At 33.3% G+C, this 24681-nt stretch carries 23 protein-coding genes; 6 read left to right on the top strand and 17 right to left on the bottom strand.

The window, feature by feature from the left end; translation table 11 throughout:
- Positions 1 to 45: 45 nt before the first annotated feature.
- The 6 genes from ACFFVB_RS07530 to ACFFVB_RS07505 all read right to left on the bottom strand — a co-directional run bounded on the left by ACFFVB_RS07530 (position 46) and on the right by ACFFVB_RS07505 (position 5314).
- Positions 46 to 267 (bottom strand): DUF2795 domain-containing protein, encoded by a 222-nt coding sequence (locus ACFFVB_RS07530; protein WP_019387375.1) that lies wholly within the window; start codon positions 265 to 267, stop codon positions 46 to 48.
- 151 nt (positions 268 to 418) lie between these two features.
- Entirely contained in the window at positions 419 to 991 is a 573-nt protein-coding gene (locus ACFFVB_RS07525; RefSeq protein WP_382382101.1) for a cob(I)yrinic acid a,c-diamide adenosyltransferase, read from the bottom strand.
- A 103-nt stretch (positions 992 to 1094) separates the two neighbouring features.
- Positions 1095 to 1805 (bottom strand): ABC transporter ATP-binding protein, encoded by a 711-nt coding sequence (locus ACFFVB_RS07520; protein WP_382382100.1) that lies wholly within the window; start codon positions 1803 to 1805, stop codon positions 1095 to 1097.
- Positions 1806 to 1891: 86 nt separating this feature from the next.
- Positions 1892 to 2575: a CatB-related O-acetyltransferase gene (locus ACFFVB_RS07515; protein ID WP_382382099.1), complete on the bottom strand. Its 684-nt coding sequence runs from the start codon at positions 2573 to 2575 to the stop codon at positions 1892 to 1894.
- Positions 2576 to 2659: 84 nt separating this feature from the next.
- Positions 2660 to 3433 (bottom strand): O-methyltransferase, encoded by a 774-nt coding sequence (locus tag ACFFVB_RS07510; RefSeq protein WP_382382098.1) that lies wholly within the window; start codon positions 3431 to 3433, stop codon positions 2660 to 2662.
- Positions 3434 to 3460: 27 nt separating this feature from the next.
- Complete coding sequence (locus tag ACFFVB_RS07505) at positions 3461 to 5314, bottom strand: ABC-F family ATP-binding cassette domain-containing protein (RefSeq protein ID WP_382382097.1); 1854 nt, start codon at positions 5312 to 5314, stop codon at positions 3461 to 3463.
- A 181-nt stretch (positions 5315 to 5495) separates the two neighbouring features.
- Between ACFFVB_RS07505 and ACFFVB_RS07500 the strand changes: the two genes are divergently transcribed.
- The 4 genes from ACFFVB_RS07500 (at position 5496) to ACFFVB_RS07485 (ending at position 11095) form a co-directional block, all read left to right on the top strand.
- Positions 5496 to 6218 carry a polysaccharide biosynthesis/export family protein gene (locus tag ACFFVB_RS07500; protein ID WP_382382096.1) on the top strand — a complete coding sequence of 241 codons (723 nt, stop codon included), beginning with the start codon at positions 5496 to 5498 and terminating at the stop codon, positions 6216 to 6218.
- A 3-nt stretch (positions 6219 to 6221) separates the two neighbouring features.
- On the top strand, positions 6222 to 8711 hold the full coding sequence (locus ACFFVB_RS07495) for a polysaccharide biosynthesis tyrosine autokinase (RefSeq protein WP_382382095.1): 2490 nt from the start codon (positions 6222 to 6224) through the stop codon (positions 8709 to 8711).
- A 97-nt stretch (positions 8712 to 8808) separates the two neighbouring features.
- Complete coding sequence (locus ACFFVB_RS07490; RefSeq protein WP_382382094.1) at positions 8809 to 10101, top strand: nucleotide sugar dehydrogenase; 1293 nt, start codon at positions 8809 to 8811, stop codon at positions 10099 to 10101.
- A gap of 16 nt (positions 10102 to 10117) precedes the next feature.
- Entirely contained in the window at positions 10118 to 11095 is a 978-nt protein-coding gene (locus ACFFVB_RS07485; protein WP_382382093.1) for an SDR family oxidoreductase, read from the top strand.
- 12 nt (positions 11096 to 11107) lie between these two features.
- Here ACFFVB_RS07485 and ACFFVB_RS07480 read toward each other — a convergent pair whose 3' ends face one another.
- From ACFFVB_RS07480 to ACFFVB_RS07435, 10 genes are all read right to left on the bottom strand, one after another.
- Positions 11108 to 12478: an exonuclease domain-containing protein gene (locus tag ACFFVB_RS07480; protein ID WP_382382092.1), complete on the bottom strand. Its 1371-nt coding sequence runs from the start codon at positions 12476 to 12478 to the stop codon at positions 11108 to 11110.
- Positions 12478 to 13245, bottom strand: coding sequence for an XRE family transcriptional regulator (locus ACFFVB_RS07475; RefSeq protein WP_382382091.1), 768 nt, complete (start codon positions 13243 to 13245; stop codon positions 12478 to 12480). Before ACFFVB_RS07475 ends, ACFFVB_RS07480 begins: the two co-directional genes overlap by 1 nt.
- Positions 13246 to 13494: 249 nt before the next feature.
- Complete coding sequence (locus tag ACFFVB_RS07470; protein WP_382382090.1) at positions 13495 to 13929, bottom strand: sensor of ECF-type sigma factor; 435 nt, start codon at positions 13927 to 13929, stop codon at positions 13495 to 13497.
- 10 nt (positions 13930 to 13939) lie between these two features.
- Positions 13940 to 14437: a hypothetical protein gene (locus tag ACFFVB_RS07465; RefSeq protein WP_382382089.1), complete on the bottom strand. Its 498-nt coding sequence runs from the start codon at positions 14435 to 14437 to the stop codon at positions 13940 to 13942.
- A 33-nt stretch (positions 14438 to 14470) separates the two neighbouring features.
- Positions 14471 to 15013, bottom strand: coding sequence for an RNA polymerase sigma factor (locus ACFFVB_RS07460; RefSeq protein ID WP_382382088.1), 543 nt, complete (start codon positions 15011 to 15013; stop codon positions 14471 to 14473).
- A gap of 189 nt (positions 15014 to 15202) precedes the next feature.
- On the bottom strand, positions 15203 to 16030 hold the full coding sequence (locus ACFFVB_RS07455; protein ID WP_382382087.1) for a sialate O-acetylesterase: 828 nt from the start codon (positions 16028 to 16030) through the stop codon (positions 15203 to 15205).
- An 11-nt stretch (positions 16031 to 16041) separates the two neighbouring features.
- Positions 16042 to 17865 carry an ABC transporter ATP-binding protein gene (locus ACFFVB_RS07450; RefSeq protein ID WP_382382086.1) on the bottom strand — a complete coding sequence of 608 codons (1824 nt, stop codon included), beginning with the start codon at positions 17863 to 17865 and terminating at the stop codon, positions 16042 to 16044.
- Positions 17865 to 19592 carry a phospho-sugar mutase gene (locus tag ACFFVB_RS07445; RefSeq protein ID WP_382382085.1) on the bottom strand — a complete coding sequence of 576 codons (1728 nt, stop codon included), beginning with the start codon at positions 19590 to 19592 and terminating at the stop codon, positions 17865 to 17867. Before ACFFVB_RS07445 ends, ACFFVB_RS07450 begins: the two co-directional genes overlap by 1 nt.
- A gap of 72 nt (positions 19593 to 19664) precedes the next feature.
- Entirely contained in the window at positions 19665 to 20624 is a 960-nt protein-coding gene (locus tag ACFFVB_RS07440) for a glycosyltransferase family 2 protein (RefSeq protein WP_382382084.1), read from the bottom strand.
- Positions 20625 to 20665: 41 nt separating this feature from the next.
- Positions 20666 to 21196, bottom strand: coding sequence for a DUF4199 domain-containing protein (locus ACFFVB_RS07435; protein ID WP_382382083.1), 531 nt, complete (start codon positions 21194 to 21196; stop codon positions 20666 to 20668).
- 161 nt (positions 21197 to 21357) lie between these two features.
- Here ACFFVB_RS07435 and ACFFVB_RS07430 point away from each other — a divergent pair, with 161 nt between their 5' ends.
- Both ACFFVB_RS07430 and ACFFVB_RS07425 read left to right on the top strand, forming a co-directional pair.
- Complete coding sequence (locus tag ACFFVB_RS07430; RefSeq protein WP_057778427.1) at positions 21358 to 21609, top strand: type B 50S ribosomal protein L31; 252 nt, start codon at positions 21358 to 21360, stop codon at positions 21607 to 21609.
- A 77-nt stretch (positions 21610 to 21686) separates the two neighbouring features.
- Positions 21687 to 22862 (top strand): GlmU family protein, encoded by a 1176-nt coding sequence (locus tag ACFFVB_RS07425; RefSeq protein ID WP_382382082.1) that lies wholly within the window; start codon positions 21687 to 21689, stop codon positions 22860 to 22862.
- Here the strand turns inward: ACFFVB_RS07425 and ACFFVB_RS07420 are convergent.
- Positions 22859 to 24490 carry an ABC transporter substrate-binding protein gene (locus tag ACFFVB_RS07420; RefSeq protein ID WP_382382081.1) on the bottom strand — a complete coding sequence of 544 codons (1632 nt, stop codon included), beginning with the start codon at positions 24488 to 24490 and terminating at the stop codon, positions 22859 to 22861. The genes ACFFVB_RS07425 and ACFFVB_RS07420 overlap by 4 nt on opposite strands.
- Between the last annotated feature and the right edge of the window lie 191 nt (positions 24491 to 24681).

Below are 24681 nucleotides of genomic sequence, written 5' to 3'. Positions count from 1 at the left end.
AAAAAAGCCTCGATACGAGACTTTTTAACTTTTCTTTATGTAATATTAATATTCATCCTCGTTCCAGAGATAATCTTCATCTGTCGGGTAATCTGACCAGATCTCTTCGATAGAGTCGTACGAATCTCCTTCATCTTCAATGGATTGTAAATTTTCTACAACTTCTAGAGGAGCTCCTGTTCTAATCGCGTAGTCAATCAGCTCATCTTTAGTAGCTGGCCAAGGCGCATCACTTAAATATGATGCTAATTCTAATGTCCAATACATCTGTTATTCGTTTTATTTTTTGCAAAAATAATTTTTTAGTTTAAATAGTCAAGAAAAAAATGAATTATTTCATCATTAAATTAAAGAACGCTTTGTTTTCGGTAAACAAATTGACTTAAAGCGGGTTATAATTTTCTTGAAATCGTTGCATTTAATGCTTTTCAGGAATCCACTTTACTTCATCTGCTTGTAAGTCATGGGACAACTTTCGTGCCAACACAAAAATGTAGTCAGAAAGACGGTTTAGGTACGTCAGAGTTTGCGGATTTAAGGGTTCAATTTCGTTTAGCTCTGAGGCTAAGCGTTCTGCTCTACGACAAACGCAACGCGCAATGTGACAAAATGACACAGTTTGATGTCCGCCAGGCAATACAAAATGCGTCATTGGCGGTAATTCTGTGTTCATAGTATCCATTTCCGTTTCTAGAAGTGTAATATGCGCATCATCAATTTTCGGAATGTTTAAACGTTCTTTCCCGTTTTTTAGAATGGCTTTTTCCGGAGGCGTCGCTAACATCGCTCCAACGGTGAATAGTTTGTCTTGAATATTTATTAAAATATCCTTGTAAGCCGGGTTAATGTCTTGGTCTCTAATTAGACCGATGTACGAGTTAAGTTCGTCTACAGTACCGTAGCTTTCAATTCGGATGTTATGTTTGGGCACACGCGTCCCTCCAAATAGGGCAGTGGTACCTTTATCTCCCGTTTTAGTATATATTTTCATGTCTTTGAATGCTTCTTAAATTAAGATTGCGCCGAAATGTGGCGTATTTCAAAGTTACATGGAAAAATTAGGCTTTAAAAATGAATTAAGATTTGTTTATTGGTTAGAGTTGAACAGGAACTACAATTTTTTCGTTTCTAGTATCACTTTCAATCAGTCCATCTCGTAAACGGATAATTCTATGTGCATGTTCTGCAATTTCTTCTTCGTGAGTCACCAAAATAACAGTGTTCCCTTGTTTGTGGATGGTATTAAAAAGTCCCATAATCTCTACAGAGGTTTTCGAATCTAAGTTTCCTGTAGGCTCATCGGCCAAAATAATAGATGGATTGTTAACCAAAGCACGACCAACGGCAACACGTTGTCTTTGTCCTCCAGAAAGCTGATTGGGTTTATGGTCCATTCTGTCTGCTAAACCAACCTCGGTTAAGACTTCTTGGGCACGCTTGGTACGTTCGGCTTTAGAATAACCGGCATATACCATTGGTAAAGCCACGTTGTCTAGTGCTGTTGTTCTTGGAAGTAAGTTAAAGGTTTGGAACACGAAACCGATCTCGGTGTTTCTAATATCGGCTAATTCGTCGTCTGTCATTTTACTAGCATCCTTCCCATTTAAAATATAGGTTCCGGCGGTAGGCGTATCTAAACATCCAAGCAGATTCATTAAAGTTGATTTCCCTGAACCAGAAGGTCCCATTATAGCAATATAATCCCCACGTTTTATGGTTAAATCGATGCCTTTTAAAACATGAACGGTTTCTTGTCCGAGTTTAAAATCGCGAATAATATTGGTGATTTCTATGACGTTATCCATAAAACTAAAATTGGTTTTGGTTATTGCAAGGTATAGGAATTATACTTAGAAGTAAGACGCTAAATGATAGAAAATGTTACAAAATATTATTTGAAAATTATTTTTGGATTAAAGTTTAATGCTGGTTTTTTTACTGTTGGTAATATATTTAATTTGTAAAATTTATACAGTAAATCAATGTTTTGTGAACATAATATTGGGATAGCTTCTGCTAATATTTCTTCGTCCCAATTCCACCATTTCATTTCCATTAATTTTTTTATCTGGCTATCTGAAAAACGTTTCTGAATCTCTACAGCAGGATTGCCTTTAACAATAGAATAAGGTTCTACATTTTTAGTTACCAGAGAGCGGCTTCCAATTACGGCACCATCTCCTATTTTTACACCGTGCATAATCATAGCTTCACTTCCTATCCAAACATCGTTACCAATTACAGTATCTCCTTTTGTTTTATAACCATCTACACTCTTTTTAAATAGATCGTTATCCGACATATAATGAAATGGAAAACTAGATATCCAGTCGTGTCTATGGCCTTGATTCCCTGCCATAATAAAATTAACACCGCTGCCTATTGAACAAAAAGAACCAATGATAAGTTTATCCACACCAATTTCATCTTGCGATAAGAAACGAGCATATTCATCGAAAGAATTTTGATTGTAATAGCCTGAATAATGCGAGTATTTTCCAGCAATGATATTCGGATTTGTAGTGTGATCCTTTATCATTTTACCTTTAAACGGATTGTCGAAAAAAATAGACATAAAATAGCGGGTATTTAAAATGAATTATTGTAGAAAAATTGAATGTTACTTAATAAATTTTCGGCAAAGATAAAAAAAGTGATTTTATAATCTAATAGTAAAATGTTCTTTGACTTGTTCTTGTCTGAAAAACACAAATCCATATTGAAACGTATCTATTGTAACTTTTACTTTTGAATGTTTTTTGATGATTTCCCAAGCTTCAGTCATGCCTTTAGACCAATAAATATCGTCGAAAATAAAAACGGTGTTATTGTGAATTTTGGGTAGTAGCAATTCAAAATACTCTAAAGTTGATTCTTTATTATGATTGCCATCGAACAATACAAAGTCGATAGTATCTTGATTTAATTTAGGAATTACCGTGCTGAAATCTCCGACTAAGATTTCAGCATTAGTAATATTTTTATCTTTTAAATTTTGGCTTGAAAATTCTGCTATTTTAGGACAGCCTTCAATTGAAGTGATTTTACCTTTCGTGTTTCCTAAAGCAATAGCATGTGTTGAAACTCCTAAGGAAGTCCCCAATTCCAAACTATTATTAAATTGAAAATACTGATTCAACCGGAATAATAACTTGGCGTGCTTTAAGGATGCACCAGAATTTTTTGCAATACTATTTATATGTCGAATGTTACTTTTAGTATATACAGAACCCGTGCCTAAATCGGTAATTTCAATGGTGTTTTTATTTTGTAATAACGCTCTTTTATAATCTGAAATTCTGGAATAATCTTGATGCTTTTTTTTATCATAGAAACATGCTGTGACTAAATTATAAACAAAAGGGGAGTGCACCCCATGCTGATTTGTAGAGCGTTTTAAATATTTTAAATACTGTTGAATTTGATAAAGCACTATCTCAAAAATCGTGATTAAAACTTATTATTCTAGTTTAGCAGCTAGTTCAAACCAACGTGCCTCTTTTTCGTCCATCTCTTGAATTAGTTTTTCTAATTTTTCTGAGAGTTCGTTAATTTTATCTTGAGAAAGGTCAGGATTTAAAAACTTGGCTTCTAATTCCGTTTTGTCGAAAGCCATAGATTTTAATTTGCTTTCTATATTGTTATATTCCTTCTGCTCGTTATAAGATAACTTTGCGCTAGATTCTTGTTTCCAGTTCTTTTTTTCTTTTTTGTCTTCTGCAGGAGCAATCTCAGGGCTATCTTCGTAAGATCTAAAGTCGCTATAGTTTCCAGGGAAATCTTCAACCACACCTTCACCTCTAAACACGAATAAGTGATCTACAATTTTGTCCATAAAGTAACGGTCGTGCGTTACAACCAATAAACAACCTGGGAAATCTAAAAGGAAATCTTCAAGAACGTTTAAGGTTACGATATCAAGATCGTTAGTAGGCTCATCTAAGATTAAAAAGTTAGGATTCTGAATTAAAACGGTACATAAGTATAATCGTTTACGTTCACCACCACTTAACTTTGCTACAAAGTCGTATTGTTTTTTACGGTCGAATAAAAAGCGTTCTAAAAGTTGTTGCGCGCTAATTTGCTTTCCTTTTTTAAGCGGAATATAATCTCCAAAATCGCGAACGACGTCAATAACTTTTTGATCGGGTTTAACTTCAATACCAGATTGGGTATAATATCCAAACTTTACGGTTTCTCCTAAGGTAATTGTTCCGCTATCCGGTTGCGTTGTTTCTGTAAGGATATTTAAAAACGTAGATTTTCCTGTTCCGTTTTTACCAATAATTCCAATACGTTCACCACGTTGAAAGTTGTATGTAAGTCCGTCTAAAATAGTCTTATCACCAAATGCTTTCTTAACATTGTGCAATTCTACGATCTTATTTCCTAAACGCTCCATGTTAAGTTCTAACTCTACTGTATGATCTTTACGACGTTTGTGAGCGCGTTCTTTTATATCTTGAAAATCGTTTATTCTAGATTTCGATTTAGTTGTACGTGCTTTTGGTTGGCGACGCATCCAATCTAATTCTTTTTTGAACACTTGTTTTGCTTTTCCAACTTCTACAGCTTCTTGTGCAACACGTGCTTCCTTTTTTTCTAAGTAATACGAGTAGTTTCCTTTATAATTGAAAAGCTCTCCTTGATCTAATTCTATGATTTCATTACACACACGTTCTAGAAAAAAACGGTCGTGAGTAACCATAAATAAGGTCATGTTTTCTTTAGCAAAAAATAATTCTAACCATTCGATCATTTCTAGATCTAAGTGGTTGGTTGGCTCATCTAGAATTAATAAATCGGGTTTATTAATTAAAGAATTGGCTAATGCTAAACGCTTTTTTTGTCCACCTGATAAGGTGCTTACTTTTTGCGAAAAGTTATCTAGCTTTAATTTTGATAAGATTTGTTTGTATTGGGTTTCAAAATCCCAAGCATTATAGCGATCCATCTGCTCAAATGCTTTTTGATAGGCATCTGCATCTTCTGTATTGTGTAATGCCGCTTCATAATTTCTAATCACTTTTAAAATATCGTGATCACCATCGAAAATAGTTTCTTCTATGGTCAAATTGGGATCTAATACAGGTTCCTGAGGTAAAAAAGATACGGTAATATCTTTTCTAAAAATTATTTGTCCAGTATCAGCCTGATCGAGCCCTGCGAGAATGTTCAAAATAGATGTTTTCCCTGTTCCATTCTTAGCAACAAATGCAACCTTCTGGTCTTTATGAATACTAAAGGATAGGTTTTCGAACAACGTAAGTTCTCCGTAAGATTTGGCTATGTTTTCTACTGTTAAATAATTCAAGTGCTTCTTTTGTTTAATAATTGTTGTGCAAATATCCAAAAAGTAAACGATTAGTTTTGATATTCCTACCGAAAACTTATATTTGTCAGTAAATCACCTACCTTCATTCATGACTAAAAATTTTCTTTTTTTTTGCATTGTATTATGTTTTCTAATAGTAGGATGTGTTCCTCATAAAGAAATGGTATACCTACAACCGCAAGAAACTGCTGCAGACTCGATTTCTAAAGTGGTAGCATCGCAGTCGCCATATCGTGTACAGATTTACGATATCTTAAATATTAGAGTAAAGGCGCTTGATCAAGACGCTGTTCAGATTTTTAATCCCATGGGAGAGGATTTGTTAAGTTCAAATAGTGATGAACGGGCTTATTTTGATGGTTTTACCGTGGATTTACATGGGGAAATTCGGGTTCCAGCTTTGGGACGCATAAATGTTTTAGGATATACTACTGAAGAAATAGAAAACATTTTAGAAAAAAAATTACTAGAAGAACAATTTAAAGAGACTGCTAATATTTTTGTCACAGTAAAACTTACAGGTTTAAGATATACCGTTAGTGGAGAAGTAGGAAGTCCAGGTACAAATACGTTGTTTCAGGATCGTGTAAATATTTTTGAAGCTATAGCAAACGCAGGAGAAATTCCAATTACTGGGGATAGAAAAGACATCATGATAATTAGACAGTATCCGCAAGGTCAGAAAATACATCATTTAGATATTACTAAAGAAGATGTTATGAATTCGCCTTACTACTACATACAACCTAACGATATTGTATATGTTAAACCGCTTAAGCAAAAATCTTGGGGTACAGGAGAAACAGGTATGCAGACATTAGCGACCATTGCTACGCTTTTAACATTAGGAACTACAACTTTATTACTAATAGATCGATTATAACAGATGACACAATACGAGTATGACGATCAGGACCAAATGGAATCTGGGGGGATGACCTTCGATTTTAGAGGCTATTTATTTAAAGTTCTTAACCTATGGAAATTGGTTTTGTTGTGTATTGGGACGGCTTTAATAATAGCATACCTAATCAATGTAAGAAAACAGAATATTTATAAATTAGATTCTTTAATCACTGTTGAAAATGATCAAAATCCATTTTTTACAGCAAATACCAGTATTTCATTTAACTGGGGAGGTGTTTCAGGAAAAGTAGGTAAAGTAATTACTTCTTTGCAAACAAGAACGCACAATGAGAAGGTTGTAGATTCGCTTCAATTTTATATCGATTATCTAAAAGAGGGGAAATATAGAAAGGAAGATATTTATACGGACGCTCCTTTTTTTATCGAAATAGATAAGGAAAAAGGACAACTTTTAAATCAGCCGTTAGGGGTTCGTTTTATTAATGAAACCGAATTTGAAATTTTTACCGAATTTGAAAATGATGGTGGAACCATTCAGTTTTATGGAGATAAACATACTGGGGGTGTCGCTTTGCCTAAAGGCGTTTTTAATAAAACATTTACTATAGGCAAACCTGTGATTTTACCATTTGTAAATTTTACATTGTTTACAAAGCAGGAACAAACTATTGAGACTAATTCGGAGTATTTTATTAAGTTTTTAAATTTCGATCAGGTTGTAAATAGTTATAAAAATGCGGTAGATACGTCTCCGTTTTCTAAAGATTCTCCTTCGGTTTTAAAACTTTCATTATCTGGGCATAATAAAGCGAAAATTGTAGCGTATTTAAATGCAACTTCAGAAATTTTAAGTAGAACAGAATTAGAGCGTAAGAACCTTTACGCGACTAATACAATTAAATTTATAGACAGTAGTTTAGCGACAGTAAATACTAGCCTTAAAGATGTTTCTGACGAGATGAATACGTTTAGAAAACAAAATAAGGTGTTTGATGTTGACGCTGAAATGACCGAAGTATCGGCTCGTTTGCGGGAATATGAAATGGCTAAAGAAAATGAGTTAACTAAACTTAATTACTTAAACGCATTAGACGATTATTTACGAACTAAAACTGACTATATTAATATTGCAGCACCTTCGTCTGTAGGGATTGAAGAACCAAATATTCAGCAAAGTGTCGGAAAAATAACTGCTTTGGCTATTGAACGTCAAAGTCTAGAGTATACAATGAAAGAAAGTTCTGATTTGTTTAAGGATCTGGACCGTCGTATAAATGCAGAAAAACGCGTATTACTTGAAACGATAGATGCTACAAAAAGTACTATAAAACTGCAGTTGAATAGTATACAACGACAGGCCGCTAACTTGGAATCGAAGCTTAGTAATTTACCTGAAGATCAGCAGCAGTATTTAAAAATTCAACGTAAGTTAGATATAAGTCAAGAGTCTTATAATGTTTATTTGGCTAAACGTGGTGAAGCTGCAATTGTTAAGGCTGCAAACATATCCGATATAACTTCAATTGATGAAGCTAAAGATATTGGTGGCGGACTTATAGGGCCAAACAAATCGCTGAATTATATGATGGCGCTTATGGTTGGTTTCTTTTTACCAATGCTAATGATCTTTATTATTTACTTACTGGATAATACAATTCACGGTTCGGATGAAGTAGAGCGCTTATCACGAATTCCAATTTTAGGATTAATAGGAAAATATAAATACCATAATAATCTTGTTGTTTATGAAAAACCTAAATCTGCAGTCGCCGAATCGTTTAGATCGATTAGATCTAGTTTGCAGTTTATCTTTAAAAAGCAAGAAGGGGATCAGAAATTAGGAAAAACAATCATGGTAACGTCTTCTGTAAGTGGGGAAGGAAAAACATTTACATCCATAAACATGGCTACTGTTTATGCCTTGTCGGGGAAGAAAACAATATTACTTGGATTAGATTTACGTAAGCCAAAAATATTTGATGATTTTGAGATTACAAACGATTTAGGAATTGTAAATTATCTAATTGGAGAACATTCCTTAGAAGAAGTAACGAGTCATACCAATGTCGCTAATTTAGATGTGATTCCTTCGGGTCCTGTACCTCCAAACCCATCTGAATTACTTATGAGTGATGTGTTGACTGATTTAATTACTCAACTTCGTCAGGAATATGACATGATTATTTTAGATACACCACCATTAGGTTTAGTTACAGATGCTTTGCAATTAACACAATTTGCCGATGCGACTATATTTATGGTGCGTTTAGATTACACTAAGAAAGGTATGTTATCTTTAATAAATGCGAAGTACCGCATGGGAGAAGTGAAAAATATAAGTTTTGTACTTAACTTTTATAAACATAAAACCAACCATAATTACGGCTATGGCTACGGTTATGGGTACGGATACGGTTATGGTTATGGGGTTTACGGAAATGCATACCATGAAAGTGATAAGAAGAAAGGTGTTTTAGGACGATTTAAACGTTTTATAGAACGAATTTAGTTAGTCAATTAAATTTTACTTTCTTTATTGAAATTAAAATGGAGTTTACTTTTAAATCAAAGTATGATAAAAAAGAAGTAGCGAACTACATATAACTATGCAGAAAAAAGATAAGATTACCATTATTGGTTTAGGATATGTCGGATTACCATTAGCAGTAGAATTTGCTAAGAAGTATTTTGTTGTGGGATTCGATATTAACCAAAATCGAATTTCCGAATTGCAATCTGGAAGAGACAGAACTTTAGAGGTTGAAACACCCGAATTACAAGCTGTTTTAACTACAGACCAAGCTGCTGAGTCTGGTTTATGGGTATCTTGCAATCCGGAAGACTTGTCTACCTCTAATATTTTTATCGTAACAGTTCCTACACCTACCGATAGCTTAAATAAACCGGTGTTTACGCCTTTAGTTAAAGCGAGTGAAACTGTAGGGAAGGTTTTAAAGGAGGGCGATATCGTTATTTATGAATCTACCGTATATCCAGGGGTTACAGAAGATATTTGTGTGCCTATTTTGGAAAAAATATCGGGATTAAAGTTTAATACACATTTTTATGCAGGATATTCTCCAGAACGTATAAATCCGGGAGATAAAAAACATACGGTTACTAAAATTTTAAAAGTGACGTCGGGTTCTACGCCTGAGATTGCAAAACGTGTAGATAATCTATATAAAACTATAATTACTGCTGGTACACATATGGCGCCTTCAATTAAGGTTGCTGAGGCCGCAAAAGTTATCGAAAATTCGCAACGAGATATCAATATTGCTTTTGTTAATGAATTGTCTAAAATTTTCAGACTATTAGATATAGATACTAAAGCTGTTCTTGAAGCGGCAGGGACAAAATGGAATTTTATTAATTTTTCTCCTGGTTTAGTCGGTGGCCATTGTATTGGAGTCGATCCCTTTTATTTGGCACAAAAAGCAATAGAATGTGGATATAATCCGGAAATAATATTAGCTGGTCGTAAAATGAACGATAGTATGGGAGCTTATGTGGCGACTGAAACCATCAAGTTAATGATTAAAAAAGGCGCTAAAATTAAAGGCTCTAATGTCTTAGTTTTAGGGATTACTTTTAAGGAAAATTGTCCAGATATTAGAAATTCTCGCGTTATAGATATTATTAATGAACTTAAAACGTACGATGTAAATATTGATGTGTTTGATCCTTGGGCTTCAGCAGAAGAGGTGAAATATGAGTATAATTTTGATTTATTATCCGATGCTTCTGTTCTTAAAAATAATTACGATGCCGTTATTTTAGCTGTATCTCATAACGAATTTTTGGAGTTAGATATCACAGCATTAAAATCTGAATCGGGTGTGCTTTTCGATGTTAAATCATTATTGCCTAAAGAGTCTGTAGACGGTAGATTATAGTATCAAATTTAAAATTATGTACAATACAAAATACCATTCAGAAGATTTATCAAATATCAGTATTCTGATAACTGGTGGCGCTGGTTTTATTGGTTCGAATTTAGTAGAATATTTACTTAAATACGGAATTAAGAAAGTGCGCGTACTTGATAATTTTTCTAATGGATATCGAGAAAATCTAGAAGCGTTTATTTCACATTCTGCCTTCGAACTTATTGAAGGAGATATTACAGATTTAGAGACTTGTAAATTGGCTGTTGCAGGTATGGACTACGTGAGTCATCAAGCTGCTCTGGGTTCTGTGCCGCGTTCTATAGAAGATCCTATAGCAACAAATAATGCCAATATTAATGGGTTTTTAAATATGTTAGTGGCGGTAAAAGATAGTGATACAGTAAAACGTATGGTGTATGCGGCGTCTAGCTCTACGTACGGTGATAGTCAGAATTTGCCAAAAGTAGAAGAGATTATCGGGAATCCTTTATCTCCATATGCGGTTACTAAATACGTAAACGAATTGTATGTCGATGTTTTTGGAAAGACGTATGGAACAGATGTTATCGGGTTTCGGTACTTTAATGTGTTTGGTCCTAGACAAAGTCCAAACGGGGCTTACGCGGCGGTTATACCATTGTTTATGCAGGCTGTAAAAGATAATATTCCGGCAAATATTAATGGTGATGGTGGACAAACGCGCGATTTCACTTTTATAGATAATGTAATTCAAGCCAATGTACGTGCATTCTTTGCCTCTAAAGAAGCGGCGAACGAAGTGTTTAATGTCGCTTGTGGAGAGCGCATTAGTATAAATCAATTGTGGGAAGATATTAAAACAGCTGCAGATTCCGATTTAGAACCACTTTATGGTCCGTCTAGACAAGGTGATGTTCGTGATTCTTTAGCCGATATTTCTAAAGCACAGCGCTTACTCGGTTATAAACCAAAATATACGGTTGCCCAAGGCTTAAAGATTACTTGGGATTGGTTTAGATAATTCATGAACTAATTACACTGCAATAGAATCTGTTTTAACTTCAATATTTGTGCTCAAAATAACACTTTGTAGAATTTTTTGAGTGTGCATGGTATCGTGTTGCGGAATTAAAAAAGGCTCAAGGTCATCTGTATTCATGATTTGTTCTGTACGATCTATAAATCCGTAACCTTTATAAAATCCATCTTTAATTAAAATAAAAGCAGACTCTTCTTGATGTCTACCTGTTTGTTTTAAAACGATTTCCTGACGACTGTTCTTAATGGTTTCTATAGCTTCAGATACTCTTAGATTGTAATCTTCTACCACTTCTTGTTGTTTACAGATGCCTTTACAGTTGTTGATGAGGTAATGAGAACATTCTGAGTTGCCTTCTTGTAAATGACAGTATTTCGGACATAAATTAAAAGTTTTGCAATAGTGCTCAAGTTGTTGTCTGCAATCTGTAATTGAATAATATATTTGAAGCGGATTTGGTGCCGATTTCAAGGTGTTATAGGCCAAATGTTTTATGCCGTCTCTATCTTCGTAGCTAAATATTGCAAACGCTTTTGGGTTACGTTTAGCCGCCTGGTTAAATTCTGGGTAATGGGTTTTAATTGCAGCGTCTTCCATAAGTAAAGCAATTAATTCACTTCCTGATAAATCGAAAGTAATGTCTGCTGTTTCGCGACATAAATTCATTTCTTTATCAGATTTATTATAGAAATGACTTAATACGCGTTTCTTTAAATCTTTCGCTTTTCCGACATAAATAATGGCTCCTTTTTTATTTTTGAAATAATAAATTCCCGTTTTATTCGGAATGGCATTAAATACAGAATTAGGTAAGTTTGGAGGCAGCGTAGCTTCTTTAGACGATGGTTTTAAAAAGTTGCTAAAAACGGTTTCAGCTTGTTCATGAGCTAATAATAATTCAAACAAAATAACAGTAGCCTCAGCATCTCCTTTAGCACGGTGTCTGTCAAAAACATCAATATTTAGAGATGTACATAATTTTCCTAGACTATAAGATTGGTGTCCAGGAAGTAATTTTCTCGATAGTCGAATTGTACATAGTTTCTTGCGTTTAAAATCAATATTTATGTCCTTAAAAGAATTGCGAATGATGTTGTAATCAAAATTTACATTGTGAGCCACAAAAATAGTGTCTTCAGTAATATCTAATATGTCTTGAGCGATTTCAGAGAATGTAGGAGCATCTGCAACCATTCTGTTATCTATTCCAGTTAGCGTTGTAATATATGGAGGTATGTGTGCTTCTGGATTTACTAAAGAGGTGAATTCTTCAATAATTTGAGTCCCATCATGTTTTAAAATAGCAATTTCTGTAATTTTATTACTACTTCCTGTCGTTTCAATATCTATTATGGTGTACATCATTATTGTATCATTTTTTCTAAAGCTTTTAACTCTATTCCAAGCTCCGTAAACATTCTGATTATACTACTTATTTGTAGTTCGTGTTCGTCGTATTCTTGTGTGTTTATGCAACACGTAAATTCCCATAATTCTAAAACATCATGGATAGAAATAAAATAGGGATCGTAGGTTTTATTATCGGAGACTAGTAGTAGTCCTTTGTTTTCTTCAATCTGATTGTAAACGCGCTTGTAAACCATCCCTTGAGTGCTTGTTAATACCACATAAGTGCGCCCATTTTGTATATCTCTAACATCTTCAATAAACTTACCGACAACAAAGGAACCTGCTTTTAACGGCAACATGGAATCTCCCTTAATAGGAAATGCTCTGTGTTTTCCTGTCGGTAAAAACGGTAATTTAATTTTTTGTAGCTGATCTATATATTCAGGATCGTCGTAACCGTCTAAATAACCAGCAGAAGCCTTTATAGGGACAACTTCAATTAAATCGTCGTCATTTAAATCTACAACCATTGGGAATAGAATACGGTTTTCTCCTACTTTTAAGAAAGAACCATCTTTTGTTTTCGTTAAATCTGTTCGTAGTAAAACGTCTAAAGGGAGTTTAAAGAATTCCGAGAACACAATAAGCATATCTATAGCCGGTTCTGAGCGGCCTTCCTCGTAAGAGCCAATTCTAGAACGTGTTATTCCAAGGGCGTTGGCAAGAGATTCTTGCGACAGTTTTTTTAAAGTTCTTAAGTGGCGGATATTTGAAGCAATCATAAACAATTGAAATTACGTACAGGAAACGATTGATTTGTATAATAGTAATTATTGATTGTAAATGTAGCAAAATATTTTATAATAAAGAATTATTTAAAAGGGGCTAATCTTTTTCTAGCAGTTAAATCTAATGTCTTTGTTTGCTATTGTTGTTAATTTGTTTAATAGTAGTGATTTATAGTTGTAATTAGAATATAGTAGGATGAATTTATTGCATAAAAAAAGAGCCATTTGGCTCTTTTTAAAGTGTTATTTTTGATTGTTTTGATGTCTCTTTTTGTATTCTTCTAATATTTTTCGCCTGAATTCCTCTTCTGTTTTCTTAAGAATGATTATTTTTTTAGCAGGCAAGGCGGCTTTTAAATCAGCCATATATTTATTGAATAACTGATGTCTTTCATCATTAGACTTCATCATGTCGCCTAACAGTTTTTTTGCTTCAGTTTCAGATAAGGCTTCTAAGTCTGTGTTTTTTCTACGTTCTTTCATCTCATCACGGATGGCATCGTTTTTTTCTTCAAACGTATTGTAAATTTGCCAAAAATTCTGAGCTTCAGTTTTAGAAAGGTTTAACTTTTCTGTGATGTAAGCAATTTTTAAAGTCTCTATTTTTTCATCCTTAGTTTGTGCAAATATATTTACAGTGAACAAGGTGAATAGTAAAAGGATATATCGTATTTTCATATATTAAATTTTAATTATCTAAAAGATCTTCAAGGTCAATTTCTCTTTCAATATAATTGTCTATTGTGGCATCGCTTATGGCATTATTTAAAATTTCTCTTCCAAATAAAACCGAATCTGTAATTAATGTTGCCATTTCTGAAGTGTTTAAATCTTCGTCCAAAATAAAAGATTCAAGAGATTCATTGTTAATAGAACTTATAGAATTAGATTGTTTCTCAGAAAACGTAAGTGTAAACATAAGCATTACACAAGCTGCAATACTTGCGACATAAACCCAAGGTTGAACATGTAACGTTCTAACTTTTGATGTGGATTTGGATGTTGCTTTTTTATAAATCGTATCTTCTAAATTATCGAAATAATGGTCAGGAACTACAAAACCATGACTAGGAACCTTGGCGTCTAATTTTGCCTCATTTAAAATGGATTCCTCAAGATTACTAAAGTAATCTTTGGGAATTTTAAATCCTGAATTGTTATTGTTATGTAAGTCTTTTAGTTTCATCTTAGTCTTTAGACTGCGTTTTATTATAAAGGTTTAATTTTTAGTTAAATAGTCTTCTATTTTTTTTGTAGCTAAGTGATAGGATGCTTTTAAAGCACCTTCACTTGTGTCTAAAATCTCGGACATATCTTTATATTTTATATCTTCAAAATACCTCATATTAAAAACCAATTGCTGTTTTTGAGGTAATTTAGCAATGGCTTGTTGTAATTTTAGTTGAATGTCATCGCCTTCAAAATATACATCCGATTGTAAATTATCTAATGCTAATTGCTGCGTCTCTTCACTTGTGATTTGTAATAATTTCGCTCTTTTATTAATGAAAGAAATAGCTTCGTTAGTTGCAATTCTGTACATCCAAGAATATAATTTACTGTCTCCTTTAAACGAATTTATATTTCTAAATATTTTTATGAATGTATTCTGTAAAACATCGTCTGTGTCGTCGTGTGACTTAACGATATTTCGGATATGCCAATACAGTCGCTCTTTATATAGGCGAATTAATTCTTTAAAAGCAGAATCTCTGCTGGCATCAGATTTTAGTTGCTCTAATAATTGAGACTCACTAATCATTCATTGGTTTTCTACTTAGACAGTATAAGATATGAAAAGTTTAATTTGAAGTTGTCGATTTATAGAATAAGTTTTTTAAAATATAACTTAATACATGTCAAAATTCTTTATAATCTGCTTATAAATTGAATGTTAAGTCTTTTAAAACAAATTGAAGATATTCTATTTAGTTGCTTGCTTGCTGTGATTTTAATTAGGTGATACTTCCATAAACTTTTTGGCATATCTTTTTCCTAATAATCGGATGCTTTTAGAGTTGAAGTGTACGTTGTCTCCTCTGTCTGTTAAATCTTGAGTTCGTACAAGACCTATTAAACTGTCCGTTTTTGAAACACTTATTATTTTAGAATTTATCGCATTCCATTGGTCTTTATTTTCTGAGTAAGAGCCCAATTCTCCAATTATAACCGGTAACTGATTATTTTTAGCTATTTTTCTGAATTTAGATATTAGTAAAGAGAGGTTGTTTTCGTATGCATTAATAGAATTTTTGTTGCTTGTGTTGCTTTCTCCTTGATGCCATAATATGCCTTTAACTTCACCATAATTTTCTGCTAGCTTCAGTTTTTCTTCAAAGTTGGAAAATAATCTAACTTTCCTAAAATTCTCATCATTAATCCATTTTTCAATTTTACTTCCGCCAACGGCTGTTGGAATTAGTAAAACAGTAATTGAATCTGGAATATGTTTAATGAGTTCCTCTCCGAAAGACTTGCCTATATCTAAACCTGCCATAGTAGGTTCGTAAAAATGCAAAGGTTCTTTGGCGTAAATAACGTCGTCCTTAACATTTATTGTTATAACTCTGGTATTCGGAATGGTGTCTTTGGGTTCTACAAAACCTCTTCCAGCCATATTAGATTGTCCGGCCATTAAAAATACCCAAACATTTTCTTTTTTAGGAAAATGCTTAACTTGAAGTTCTTCTTTTGGAAAATTTTTAGTTCTATTTTTATTTTGGTTGCTTAGAGATGGAAATAAGAAAGTAATGATAAATAGGCTATATAAAAGTTTCATTTCAAGCTTTTTTATTCGAAACTCTGCATATTAACAAGTTTCTTGTATACATTATTTTTCTGAATAAGCTCGTCGTGTGTACCTTGTTCTACAATTCTTCCTTTTTGCATAACCACGATAGTATCTGCACTTTGAATGGTTGATAAACGGTGCGCAATAACAATAGAAGTTCTGTTTTTCATCATATTCTCTAGGGCATCTTGTACCAAGCGTTCGCTTTCTGTATCTAGGGCAGACGTTGCCTCATCTAAAATCATAATTGGAGGATTCTTTAAAACGGCACGTGCAATACTTAAGCGTTGTTTTTGTCCGCCAGATAATTTATTACCTGAATCTCCAATATTAGTTTCAATACCAAGTGGTAATTCTTTTACAAATTCCCAAGCATTTGCGATTTTTAGAGCTTCAATAATTTCTTGGTCTGTAGCATTTTCTTTCCCTAAAAGAATATTCTCTTTAATCGTGTCGTTAAATAAGATTGAATCTTGAGTAACTAAGCCCATTAAGCTACGAAGCGAGTGTTTTGTTAAATCTCGAATGTCTTCACCGTCAATAGTAATGCTTCCTTCATTAACATCGTAAAAACGTGTCACTAGATTTGCAATCGTACTCTTTCCACTTCCAGATTGTCCAACAAGCGCGACACTTTTTCCTTTAGGTACTTTTAAAGAAAATTGATTTAAAACCAAATCGTCTTCATATTTAAAGGAGATGTTATTTAATGAAATGTCGTTATTAAATTCAGTTTTTACTTTAGCATTAGGTTTGTCTTCTAAAGGTGATTCTGTGTTTAAAATTTCGAGAACACGTTCTGCAGCTGCATTACCTTTTTTAACACCGTAACTCGCTTTACTAATCGCTTTTGCCGGAGTTAATATATTATATGCAAGACCAATGTATACGATAAATAGACCTGCATCTAAACTGTTATCATTTAAAACCATTCGTCCGCCATACCAAAGTAAAACAGAGATCACTGTAATTCCTAAAACTTCACTGGTAGGTGATGCTAGGTTTTGACGATTCAATAAAGTGTTAGAAAAGTTGTAATATCTTAAGGTTGAATCTCTAAATCGCTTATTAAAAACGTCTTCAGAAGTAAACCCTTTTATCACTTTTAATCCGCCTAGAGTTTCTTCAACAACAGATAAAAATATTCCTTGTTCTTTTTGTACACTATCAGACTTCCGCTTTAAAGATTTTCCGATTAGCGAGATAAGAAATCCACTTACAGGAATAAAAACAAAGACAAAAAAGGTTAGTTCTACGCTAATCATAAACATTGCTATGATGGTAAAAATAATCATTAAAGGCTCTCTAACTATGAGTTCTAAAATAGATAGAAATGAGGTTTGAATTTCTTGAACATCACTAGAAATTCTAGCGATACTATCACCTTTACGCTTTTCAGAAAAGAAGGATAAAGGTAAATTTAAATATTTATCGTAGAGTGTATCTCTAAGGTCTTTTAATACACCGTTTCGTAAATAGGTGATAAAATACATGGCTAAATAGTTGAAGAAGTTTTTTAGTAAAAACATGCTTACAACCAGAGCAACCATAAAAAATAATACCTGATCGCTACCTTCGTTTGCTTTTTGTGTAACAAAGAAATTTAGATAGTTCTCGGCATAATCTTTTATACCAGCAAAGCCTTCCCAAACGGGTTTAGTATTTATTTGTTTCGTTTTATCGAACAATACATTAAGCATTGGGAATAACGAAACCATGGCTAAAGTGCCAAAAAGGGCGTAAAAAATATTACAAATGATATTTAGAATCGCATAAACTTTATAAGGTTTAGCGAATCTAAATATCTGTTTAAAATAACTCATTAACTAAGTTTCATATCTTTAATAATAGCATCAATTTTAGCTTCAAGTTTTGCTTCTGTCGCTTTAAAATTATCGGTGCTGTCTAGTGTGGTGTTTGCGCTAATATAAAATTTAATTTTAGGCTCTGTTCCACTTGGTCTTAAGGCTACTTTACTACCGTCTTCTGTGTAGTAAATAATAACATTAGATTTTGGAATATCGATTGTTTCTTCTTTTCCAGTAGCTAAATATTTAACTGTAGATGTTTGATAATCTTCTACACTTACAACTTTAGAACCATTGATTTCTGAAACTGGATTTTCGCGAGCATCAATCATCATTTGAGTGATTTCTTGAGCCCCTTCAATACCTTTTTTAGTTAAAGAAATTAAACGTTCTTTATATAAATCGTGTTCTACATAAAGATTTAATAAATCTTTATATATAGAGCTTCCATTTGCTTTTGCATGTGCTGCAATTTCGCAAGCCAATAGGGTAGAAGTCACAGCATCTTTATCGCGAACAAAATCGCCAACTAAATAACCAAAACTTTCTTCACCACCACCAACATAGGTTTGCTCAGGGAAATCGTGAATCATTTTTGCAATCCATTTAAATCCTGTAAGACCAATTTTATAATCTACATCGTAAGCTTTCGCTAATTGGTGCATCATTGGAGTCGATACTATGGTTGATGCGATAAACTCGTTGCCTTTAAGTTTTCCTTTTGCTTTCCATTGTTTAAGTAAGAAATCTGTCATTAATAACATGGTCTGATTTCCGTTTAATAAAATCATTTTACCATCTAAATCACGAACAGCGACACCTAAACGGTCACAATCAGGGTCTGTTCCAATTACGATATCAGATCCCGTTTTATCAGCTAAATCTAAAGCCATTTTTAAAGCTTCAGGTTCTTCTGGATTTGGAGATTTTACGGTTGGGAAATCTCCATCTGGTACTTCTTGTTCTTTTACAATATGAACGTGGTTATAACCTGCACGTTTCAATGTTTGAGGTACAGATGTTACAGACGTTCCGTGAAGCGGAGTAAAGACTACGTTTAATCCTTCTCTAGCTTCAGGAGTTGTATAACTTCCATTTTCTATAGATGCTTCGATAAATGCATTGTCTACATCTTCTCCGATATAATGAATAAGATCTGCGTTTTCTTCAAATTTAATTTCAGAATAGTCTAAACTATCAATTAACTTCACAATTAAATCGTCGTGTGGAGGAACTAATTGTCCGCCATCTTGCCAGTATACTTTGTATCCGTTATATTCTGGCGGATTGTGAGATGCCGTTAAAACGATACCACAATGGCAGTTTAAATGTCTTACTGCGAAAGATAATTCTGGTGTAGGACGTAAATCTTCGAAAAGATAAACTTCTATATTATTTGCTGAAAATACATCGGCAACTACTTTTGCTAATGATTTACTGTTATGTCTACAATCGTAAGCAATAGCTACTTTTACAGTTTCGTTAGGGAAACTTGTATGTAGGTAATTACTTAAACCTTGAGTGTTTTTTCCTAGCGTATATTTATTAATTCGGTTTGTTCCAACTCCCATTATACCTCGCATACCACCAGTTCCAAACTCTAAGTCTTTATAAAAACTCTCTTTTAAATCTGTAGGATTGTTTGCAATTAAGTCTTTAATGTTAGCTTGAGTATCTTCATCAAAGGCAGGAGTTAACCATGTGTTTACGCGTTCTAATAATTCTGGTTCAATGTAAATCATAAGTTTTTAAATATATAGTCAGTAAAAATAAGTAATTCGTTAAATGTTAATAATTAAAAGCGCGTTAAATTGTTATATTTTATCTTCTAAATTTAATTCACTCTTAATTTTATATCTAATTCGGTTTGGTTTTGATCTTAAAACAAGCTCGCCTAAAAATCCAGCAACAAAAAATTGAGTACCAAGAATCATCGTGGTTAAGGCTATAAAAAATTGTGGACGTTGGGTAATAAGTCTGCCATACGGATTTAGAAAAATTTTATCAATTCCTAAATATACAGAAAATCCGAAACCGATAGCTAACATTATGCCACCTAATGCGCCAAAAAGATGCATCGGGCGTTTTGCGAAATGAGATATAAACCAAATAGTTATTAAATCTAGAAAGCCATGAATAAAGCGTTCTATTCCAAATTTTGTTTCGCCATATTTTCTGGCTTGATGCTGCACAATTTTTTCTCCAATATTAGAAAATCCAGCATTTTTAGCTAAAAGCGGAATATAACGATGCATTTCTCCATTAACGTCAATATTCTTTACAACATCATTTTTATATGATTTTAGTCCGCAATTAAAATCGTGAAGTTTAACTCCCGATGTTTTTCGAGCAGCCCAATTAAATAATTTTGAAGGAAGATTTTTTGAAATTATGGAGTCGTAACGTTTCTTTTTCCATCCCGATACCATGTCGTAATGGTCATTAATAATCATATTATAAAGGTCGGGAATTTCTTCTGGATTGTCCTGTAAATCGGCATCCATGGTAATAATCACTTCGCCGATAGCCTTGGAGAATCCCGCATGTAAGGCTTGCGATTTTCCGTAATTCCGTAAAAAGCGAATGCCTTTAACTTCGGGGTGCGTATTGGAGAGTTTCGAAATAATATTCCAAGAATCATCCGTACTTCCGTCGTCTATAAAAATGACTTCATATGAAAAATGATTGGATTGCATAACGCGTGCAATCCAATCGTATAATTCATGTAAAGATTCGTGTTCGTTAAGTAGTGGTATGACTACTGATATATTCATCTATGCGTTTTATACGTTTAAAAGCATCAAAAATACTATAATTAAACGGCTTCTGGGTCAGTTTTTTTCATTGCAAATGCAATTATTAATCCAACGATGCAATAAAATATAATTGAAAAGGCTAAAGATTTTAATTGATTTCCTATTTCAAACTGATTTTGTTTTTGCATTTCTGCAATGGCAAGGTCTATTTGTTCTTGAGGTGCTCCAAAGCTTTCCATCATTCCAGTCGATTTTTCAATAATCTGTTGTTTTAAAAAATCAGCAGCATCTGGATCTATAAAATTAAAAATAATAATACTTACTATTGTGCTAATAATAACACCTATCACTACCGTAGTGAAGTAGGCTGTAAATGCTTCTTTAAAACTTATAAATCCGCTTTGTAAACTTTTAGCTTTGGCTGTAGAAATAATTCCGAAAACAATAATAATTATAAATATACCCGCGCTAACCCACATACTGGTTAATATTTCTAGATCTACAACATATGCTATTATTGTAATGGCAGATAATAAAATGGCTAAATAAATACCGTTAGTGGCAGCCATAGATTTTAAAGAATTTTCCATAAATTTGAAGTTGAATTACTGGTTTAAACTAGTTAGTTAACAAATATAGTAAAACGTTACAAAAAGAAACTTATATAAATAATTCAAAAAAAGATTGCGAGATAATAAATTTTATATAAATTTGCAATCTCAAAAATTGAATAAGATTAAAACATTTAGTGATGAAAAAAGATATACATCCAGGAAATTATAGAGTAGTAGCATTTAAAGATATGTCGAATGAGGATGTATTTTTAACTAAATCGACTGCTAATACAAGTGAAACATTAGAAGTAGATGGTGTTGAGTATCCTTTAATTAAAATGGAGATTTCAAGAACATCACACCCGTTCTACACAGGTAAATCTAAATTAATTGATACGGCTGGTCGTATTGATAAATTCAAAAACAAATACGCTAAATTCAAAAAGTAATTTAGCACAAATATATTTTACTAAAGCCTTTCAGAATCTGAAAGGCTTTTTTATTTTTACTTCAAAAAAACAGAATCATGAATTATATTCTCTTTGATGGTCCTTCACGCAATAGTCTATTGCCGTTTACATATACAAGGCCTGTAGCCGATATTAGAATAGGTATTTTAACCATTCGCGAAAAATGGGAAATGTATCTGGGAGGAACCACAACGACAATCACCGAAGATTATCTTGCCGATAAATATCCGATGGTTGAGATGGATGAGAATGTCATGATTAACGCATCCTACCTTCCTAATTATAAATTGGTAGAATTGATTAGTTATTTAAAACCTAATCAGGCTATTTTTGAAGGTGAAGATGTGATCGCATTTTTTACGACAGATACTCAGGAGGATATCGATTTCGAGTCTTATGAGGCTATCGAGTACGATGGAGACTGTTTAAAAGTAGAACATACTTGGGATATATTTTCTAAAAATGGACAAGCCATTCAAGAGGATTACGATTTACTGACAGAAGGACGCACTTCGCAACCTATACCTTCTAATGTGAATACCATTGCTCCTGAAAATATTTTTATAGAAGAAGGTGCAGAGCTTAATTTTGTAACTTTAAATGCATCTAAAGGACCGATTTATATAGGTAAAGACGCTGTGGTTTTAGAAGGAAGTTTAATCCGTGGGCCTTTTGCGTTATGCGAAGGTGCAGCCGTTAAAATGGGTGCTAAAATTTACGGACCTACAACTATTGGACCTTTTAGTAAAGTTGGTGGAGAGGTAAATAATTCAGTATTATTTGCAAATTCTAATAAAGGTCACGAAGGGTATTTAGGAAATTCTGTATTAGGAGAATGGTGTAATTTAGGAGCAGATACGAATAATTCCAACCTAAAAAATAATTATGCCGAAGTGAGATTGTGGAGCTACGAAACAGAAAATTTTGCAAATACAGGACTTCAGTTCTGTGGGTTAATGATGGGAGATCATAGTAAGTGTGGTATTAATACTATGTTTAATACGGGAACTGTTGTTGGTGTAAATGCTAATATTTTTGGAGCTGGATATCCGCGTAATTTTGTGCCTAGTTTTAGTTGGGGAGGAAGTAGTGGATTCACAACATACACAACCAAAAAAGCTTTTGAAGTTGCCGAAATGGTAATGAAAAGACGAGATCTAGAATTTTCTGAAATTGATAAAGCTATTATGGAATACGTGTTTGAGGAAACTAAAAAATATAGAAGAGACTAGTCGTGCTTTTGTACGCGCTTTAGCTCTAATAAGTTTGTTGGATTTATACCTAATCCGTAAACGTTTTTTCTTGTAAAACGAACAACTTCATCATAGAATAGTGGGACAACAGGTGCATGTTCCATGACTAAAGAATCCATTTTAGTGTATAGCTTTTCTCGTTTGGTCGTATTCGTTTCTGTAAAAGATTGCTCATACAAAGTATCAAATAACTCATTCTTAAAGTGGGAGTAATTTGGTCCATTGGGAGCGAAATTTTTACTATAAAATAAAGAAAGGTAATTTTCTGCATCAGGATAATCGGCTACCCAACTGGCTCTAAATACATCTAATTTTCCATTCGCTTTTGCATCTTTTAAAGCCGAAGGTGGTACCACATTAATATGTACCATTAATCCCGTTTTTTGGATTTCACGTTGAATGTATTCACAAAAACTTAAGTAATTACTTGTTGTCGTAATCGTGATTTCTGGATGCTGTATGCCTGTTTCTGTTTTAAATTTCTCTAGATATGCTTTGGCTTTTTCTGGATTGTAATCAAATCCGATAGTAGCATTATAGCCTGCTAATCCTTTTGGGATAAATCCGCCGTGTGCTGGAATTCCGATACCATTTCGTAAATAGGTCATCATTTTTTTACGATCGAATCCGTAGTTTACACTTTTCCGAAGCCATGCCGACTGAATTTCAGTTAGCTCAGAATCCATATAAAAAGACAAATATTCGGTATTTAAATAGGGGGCACGAATCATATTAACTTTAGTCGTGTAACGTGCTCTTAAACTGCCGCTAGCTGTTAAAATTTCATCTTTATAAGAGGCGTCTAATCCCGAAACAAAATCTATATTACCTTGTGCGAATTGTAAAAACTCACTTTGTTTATCTGGTAAAAAAGTAATGGCCACGGCTTCTAAATAGGGTAGACGCTGTCCTTTTGCATCTGTTTCAAAATACGATGTGTTTTTTCTAAACACAAGTTTTACATTTTCTTCCCAACGTTTAAAATAAAAAGGTCCTGTACCAATTGGGTGAGATCTAAATTCTGGACCATAATGCTCTACAATTTCTTTAGGAACGACCGAACAGTATTTCATAGTTAATAATCCTAAAAATGCAGGAAAAGGTTGTTTTAGCTGAATTTTAAGCACACTATCATTAATCGCTTTAAAGCCCTCTACTTTGTTTAAAACCCATCGCCCTGGCGATCCTATTTGCGGATCTAGTAAACGGTTTAGGCTGTATGAAAAATCTCTAGCAGTTACAGTACGTGTAGAGTCGCTTCCGAATATGCTATGTTTGTGAAAATACACATCATTTCTTAGTGTAAATGTATAGGTTAATCCATCTTCAGAAATAGTCCACGATTTAGCAATTTCAGGTTCAACCTGCATACTGTCGTTCATTTGTACCAATCCGTTGAATAATTGATTTGTCGCCCAAATATCTGCAATGTCTTTAGAAAATGCTGGATCTAGTGAGCCGATATTCTTATGTTCATTATATCTAAACACAAGATTATCTTTAGTGTTTTTTGTATCTGTAGCACAGTTTGTTAGTAATAAACTACCAAAGCATATAAGTAAGAAGTTTCTAAAATATGTAGAGAATGTTTTTAAAACTGACGCCATAAACTATAAACGAGGATTGTACTAAAATGGTTAGAATTTCAAAAGTAAGTGTATTATCAGACAAAAGGAGCAGGCTGTATAAATTTATTTAGTTTTTCTGAGATTATAAAAATTTCTTTTAATGCGCTATTTATAGGGTGATTTGGTATTAAGAGGGATTTAGCCATAACACCGTAGTTTTTTTGTAAATT

Source organism: Formosa undariae, from assembly GCF_042427615.1.
Classification (GTDB): Bacteria; Bacteroidota; Bacteroidia; order Flavobacteriales; family Flavobacteriaceae; genus Formosa; species Formosa undariae.
This window is presented reverse-complemented; position numbering and strand designations above follow the sequence as displayed.

What these genes read in the sequence shown, in the direction of transcription:
- ACFFVB_RS07530 (WP_019387375.1), bottom strand. Translation starts at nt 267, where the DNA reads ATGTATTGGACATTAGAATTAGCATCATATTTAAGTGATGCGCCTTGG.
- ACFFVB_RS07525 (WP_382382101.1), bottom strand. Translation starts at nt 991, where the DNA reads ATGAAAATATATACTAAAACGGGAGATAAAGGTACCACTGCCCTATTT.
- ACFFVB_RS07520 (WP_382382100.1), bottom strand. Translation starts at nt 1,805, where the DNA reads ATGGATAACGTCATAGAAATCACCAATATTATTCGCGATTTTAAACTC.
- ACFFVB_RS07515 (WP_382382099.1), bottom strand. Translation starts at nt 2,575, where the DNA reads ATGTCTATTTTTTTCGACAATCCGTTTAAAGGTAAAATGATAAAGGAT.
- ACFFVB_RS07500 (WP_382382096.1), top strand. Translation starts at nt 5,496, where the DNA reads ATGGTATACCTACAACCGCAAGAAACTGCTGCAGACTCGATTTCTAAA.
- ACFFVB_RS07495 (WP_382382095.1), top strand. Translation starts at nt 6,222, where the DNA reads ATGACACAATACGAGTATGACGATCAGGACCAAATGGAATCTGGGGGG.
- ACFFVB_RS07490 (WP_382382094.1), top strand. Translation starts at nt 8,809, where the DNA reads ATGCAGAAAAAAGATAAGATTACCATTATTGGTTTAGGATATGTCGGA.
- ACFFVB_RS07485 (WP_382382093.1), top strand. Translation starts at nt 10,118, where the DNA reads ATGTACAATACAAAATACCATTCAGAAGATTTATCAAATATCAGTATT.
- ACFFVB_RS07480 (WP_382382092.1), bottom strand. Translation starts at nt 12,478, where the DNA reads ATGATGTACACCATAATAGATATTGAAACGACAGGAAGTAGTAATAAA.
- ACFFVB_RS07475 (WP_382382091.1), bottom strand. Translation starts at nt 13,245, where the DNA reads ATGATTGCTTCAAATATCCGCCACTTAAGAACTTTAAAAAAACTGTCG.
- ACFFVB_RS07470 (WP_382382090.1), bottom strand. Translation starts at nt 13,929, where the DNA reads ATGAAAATACGATATATCCTTTTACTATTCACCTTGTTCACTGTAAAT.
- ACFFVB_RS07465 (WP_382382089.1), bottom strand. Translation starts at nt 14,437, where the DNA reads ATGAAACTAAAAGACTTACATAACAATAACAATTCAGGATTTAAAATT.
- ACFFVB_RS07460 (WP_382382088.1), bottom strand. Translation starts at nt 15,013, where the DNA reads ATGATTAGTGAGTCTCAATTATTAGAGCAACTAAAATCTGATGCCAGC.
- ACFFVB_RS07455 (WP_382382087.1), bottom strand. Translation starts at nt 16,030, where the DNA reads ATGAAACTTTTATATAGCCTATTTATCATTACTTTCTTATTTCCATCT.
- ACFFVB_RS07450 (WP_382382086.1), bottom strand. Translation starts at nt 17,865, where the DNA reads ATGAGTTATTTTAAACAGATATTTAGATTCGCTAAACCTTATAAAGTT.
- ACFFVB_RS07445 (WP_382382085.1), bottom strand. Translation starts at nt 19,592, where the DNA reads ATGATTTACATTGAACCAGAATTATTAGAACGCGTAAACACATGGTTA.
- ACFFVB_RS07440 (WP_382382084.1), bottom strand. Translation starts at nt 20,624, where the DNA reads ATGAATATATCAGTAGTCATACCACTACTTAACGAACACGAATCTTTA.
- ACFFVB_RS07435 (WP_382382083.1), bottom strand. Translation starts at nt 21,196, where the DNA reads ATGGAAAATTCTTTAAAATCTATGGCTGCCACTAACGGTATTTATTTA.
- ACFFVB_RS07430 (WP_057778427.1), top strand. Translation starts at nt 21,358, where the DNA reads ATGAAAAAAGATATACATCCAGGAAATTATAGAGTAGTAGCATTTAAA.
- ACFFVB_RS07425 (WP_382382082.1), top strand. Translation starts at nt 21,687, where the DNA reads ATGAATTATATTCTCTTTGATGGTCCTTCACGCAATAGTCTATTGCCG.
- ACFFVB_RS07420 (WP_382382081.1), bottom strand. Translation starts at nt 24,490, where the DNA reads ATGGCGTCAGTTTTAAAAACATTCTCTACATATTTTAGAAACTTCTTA.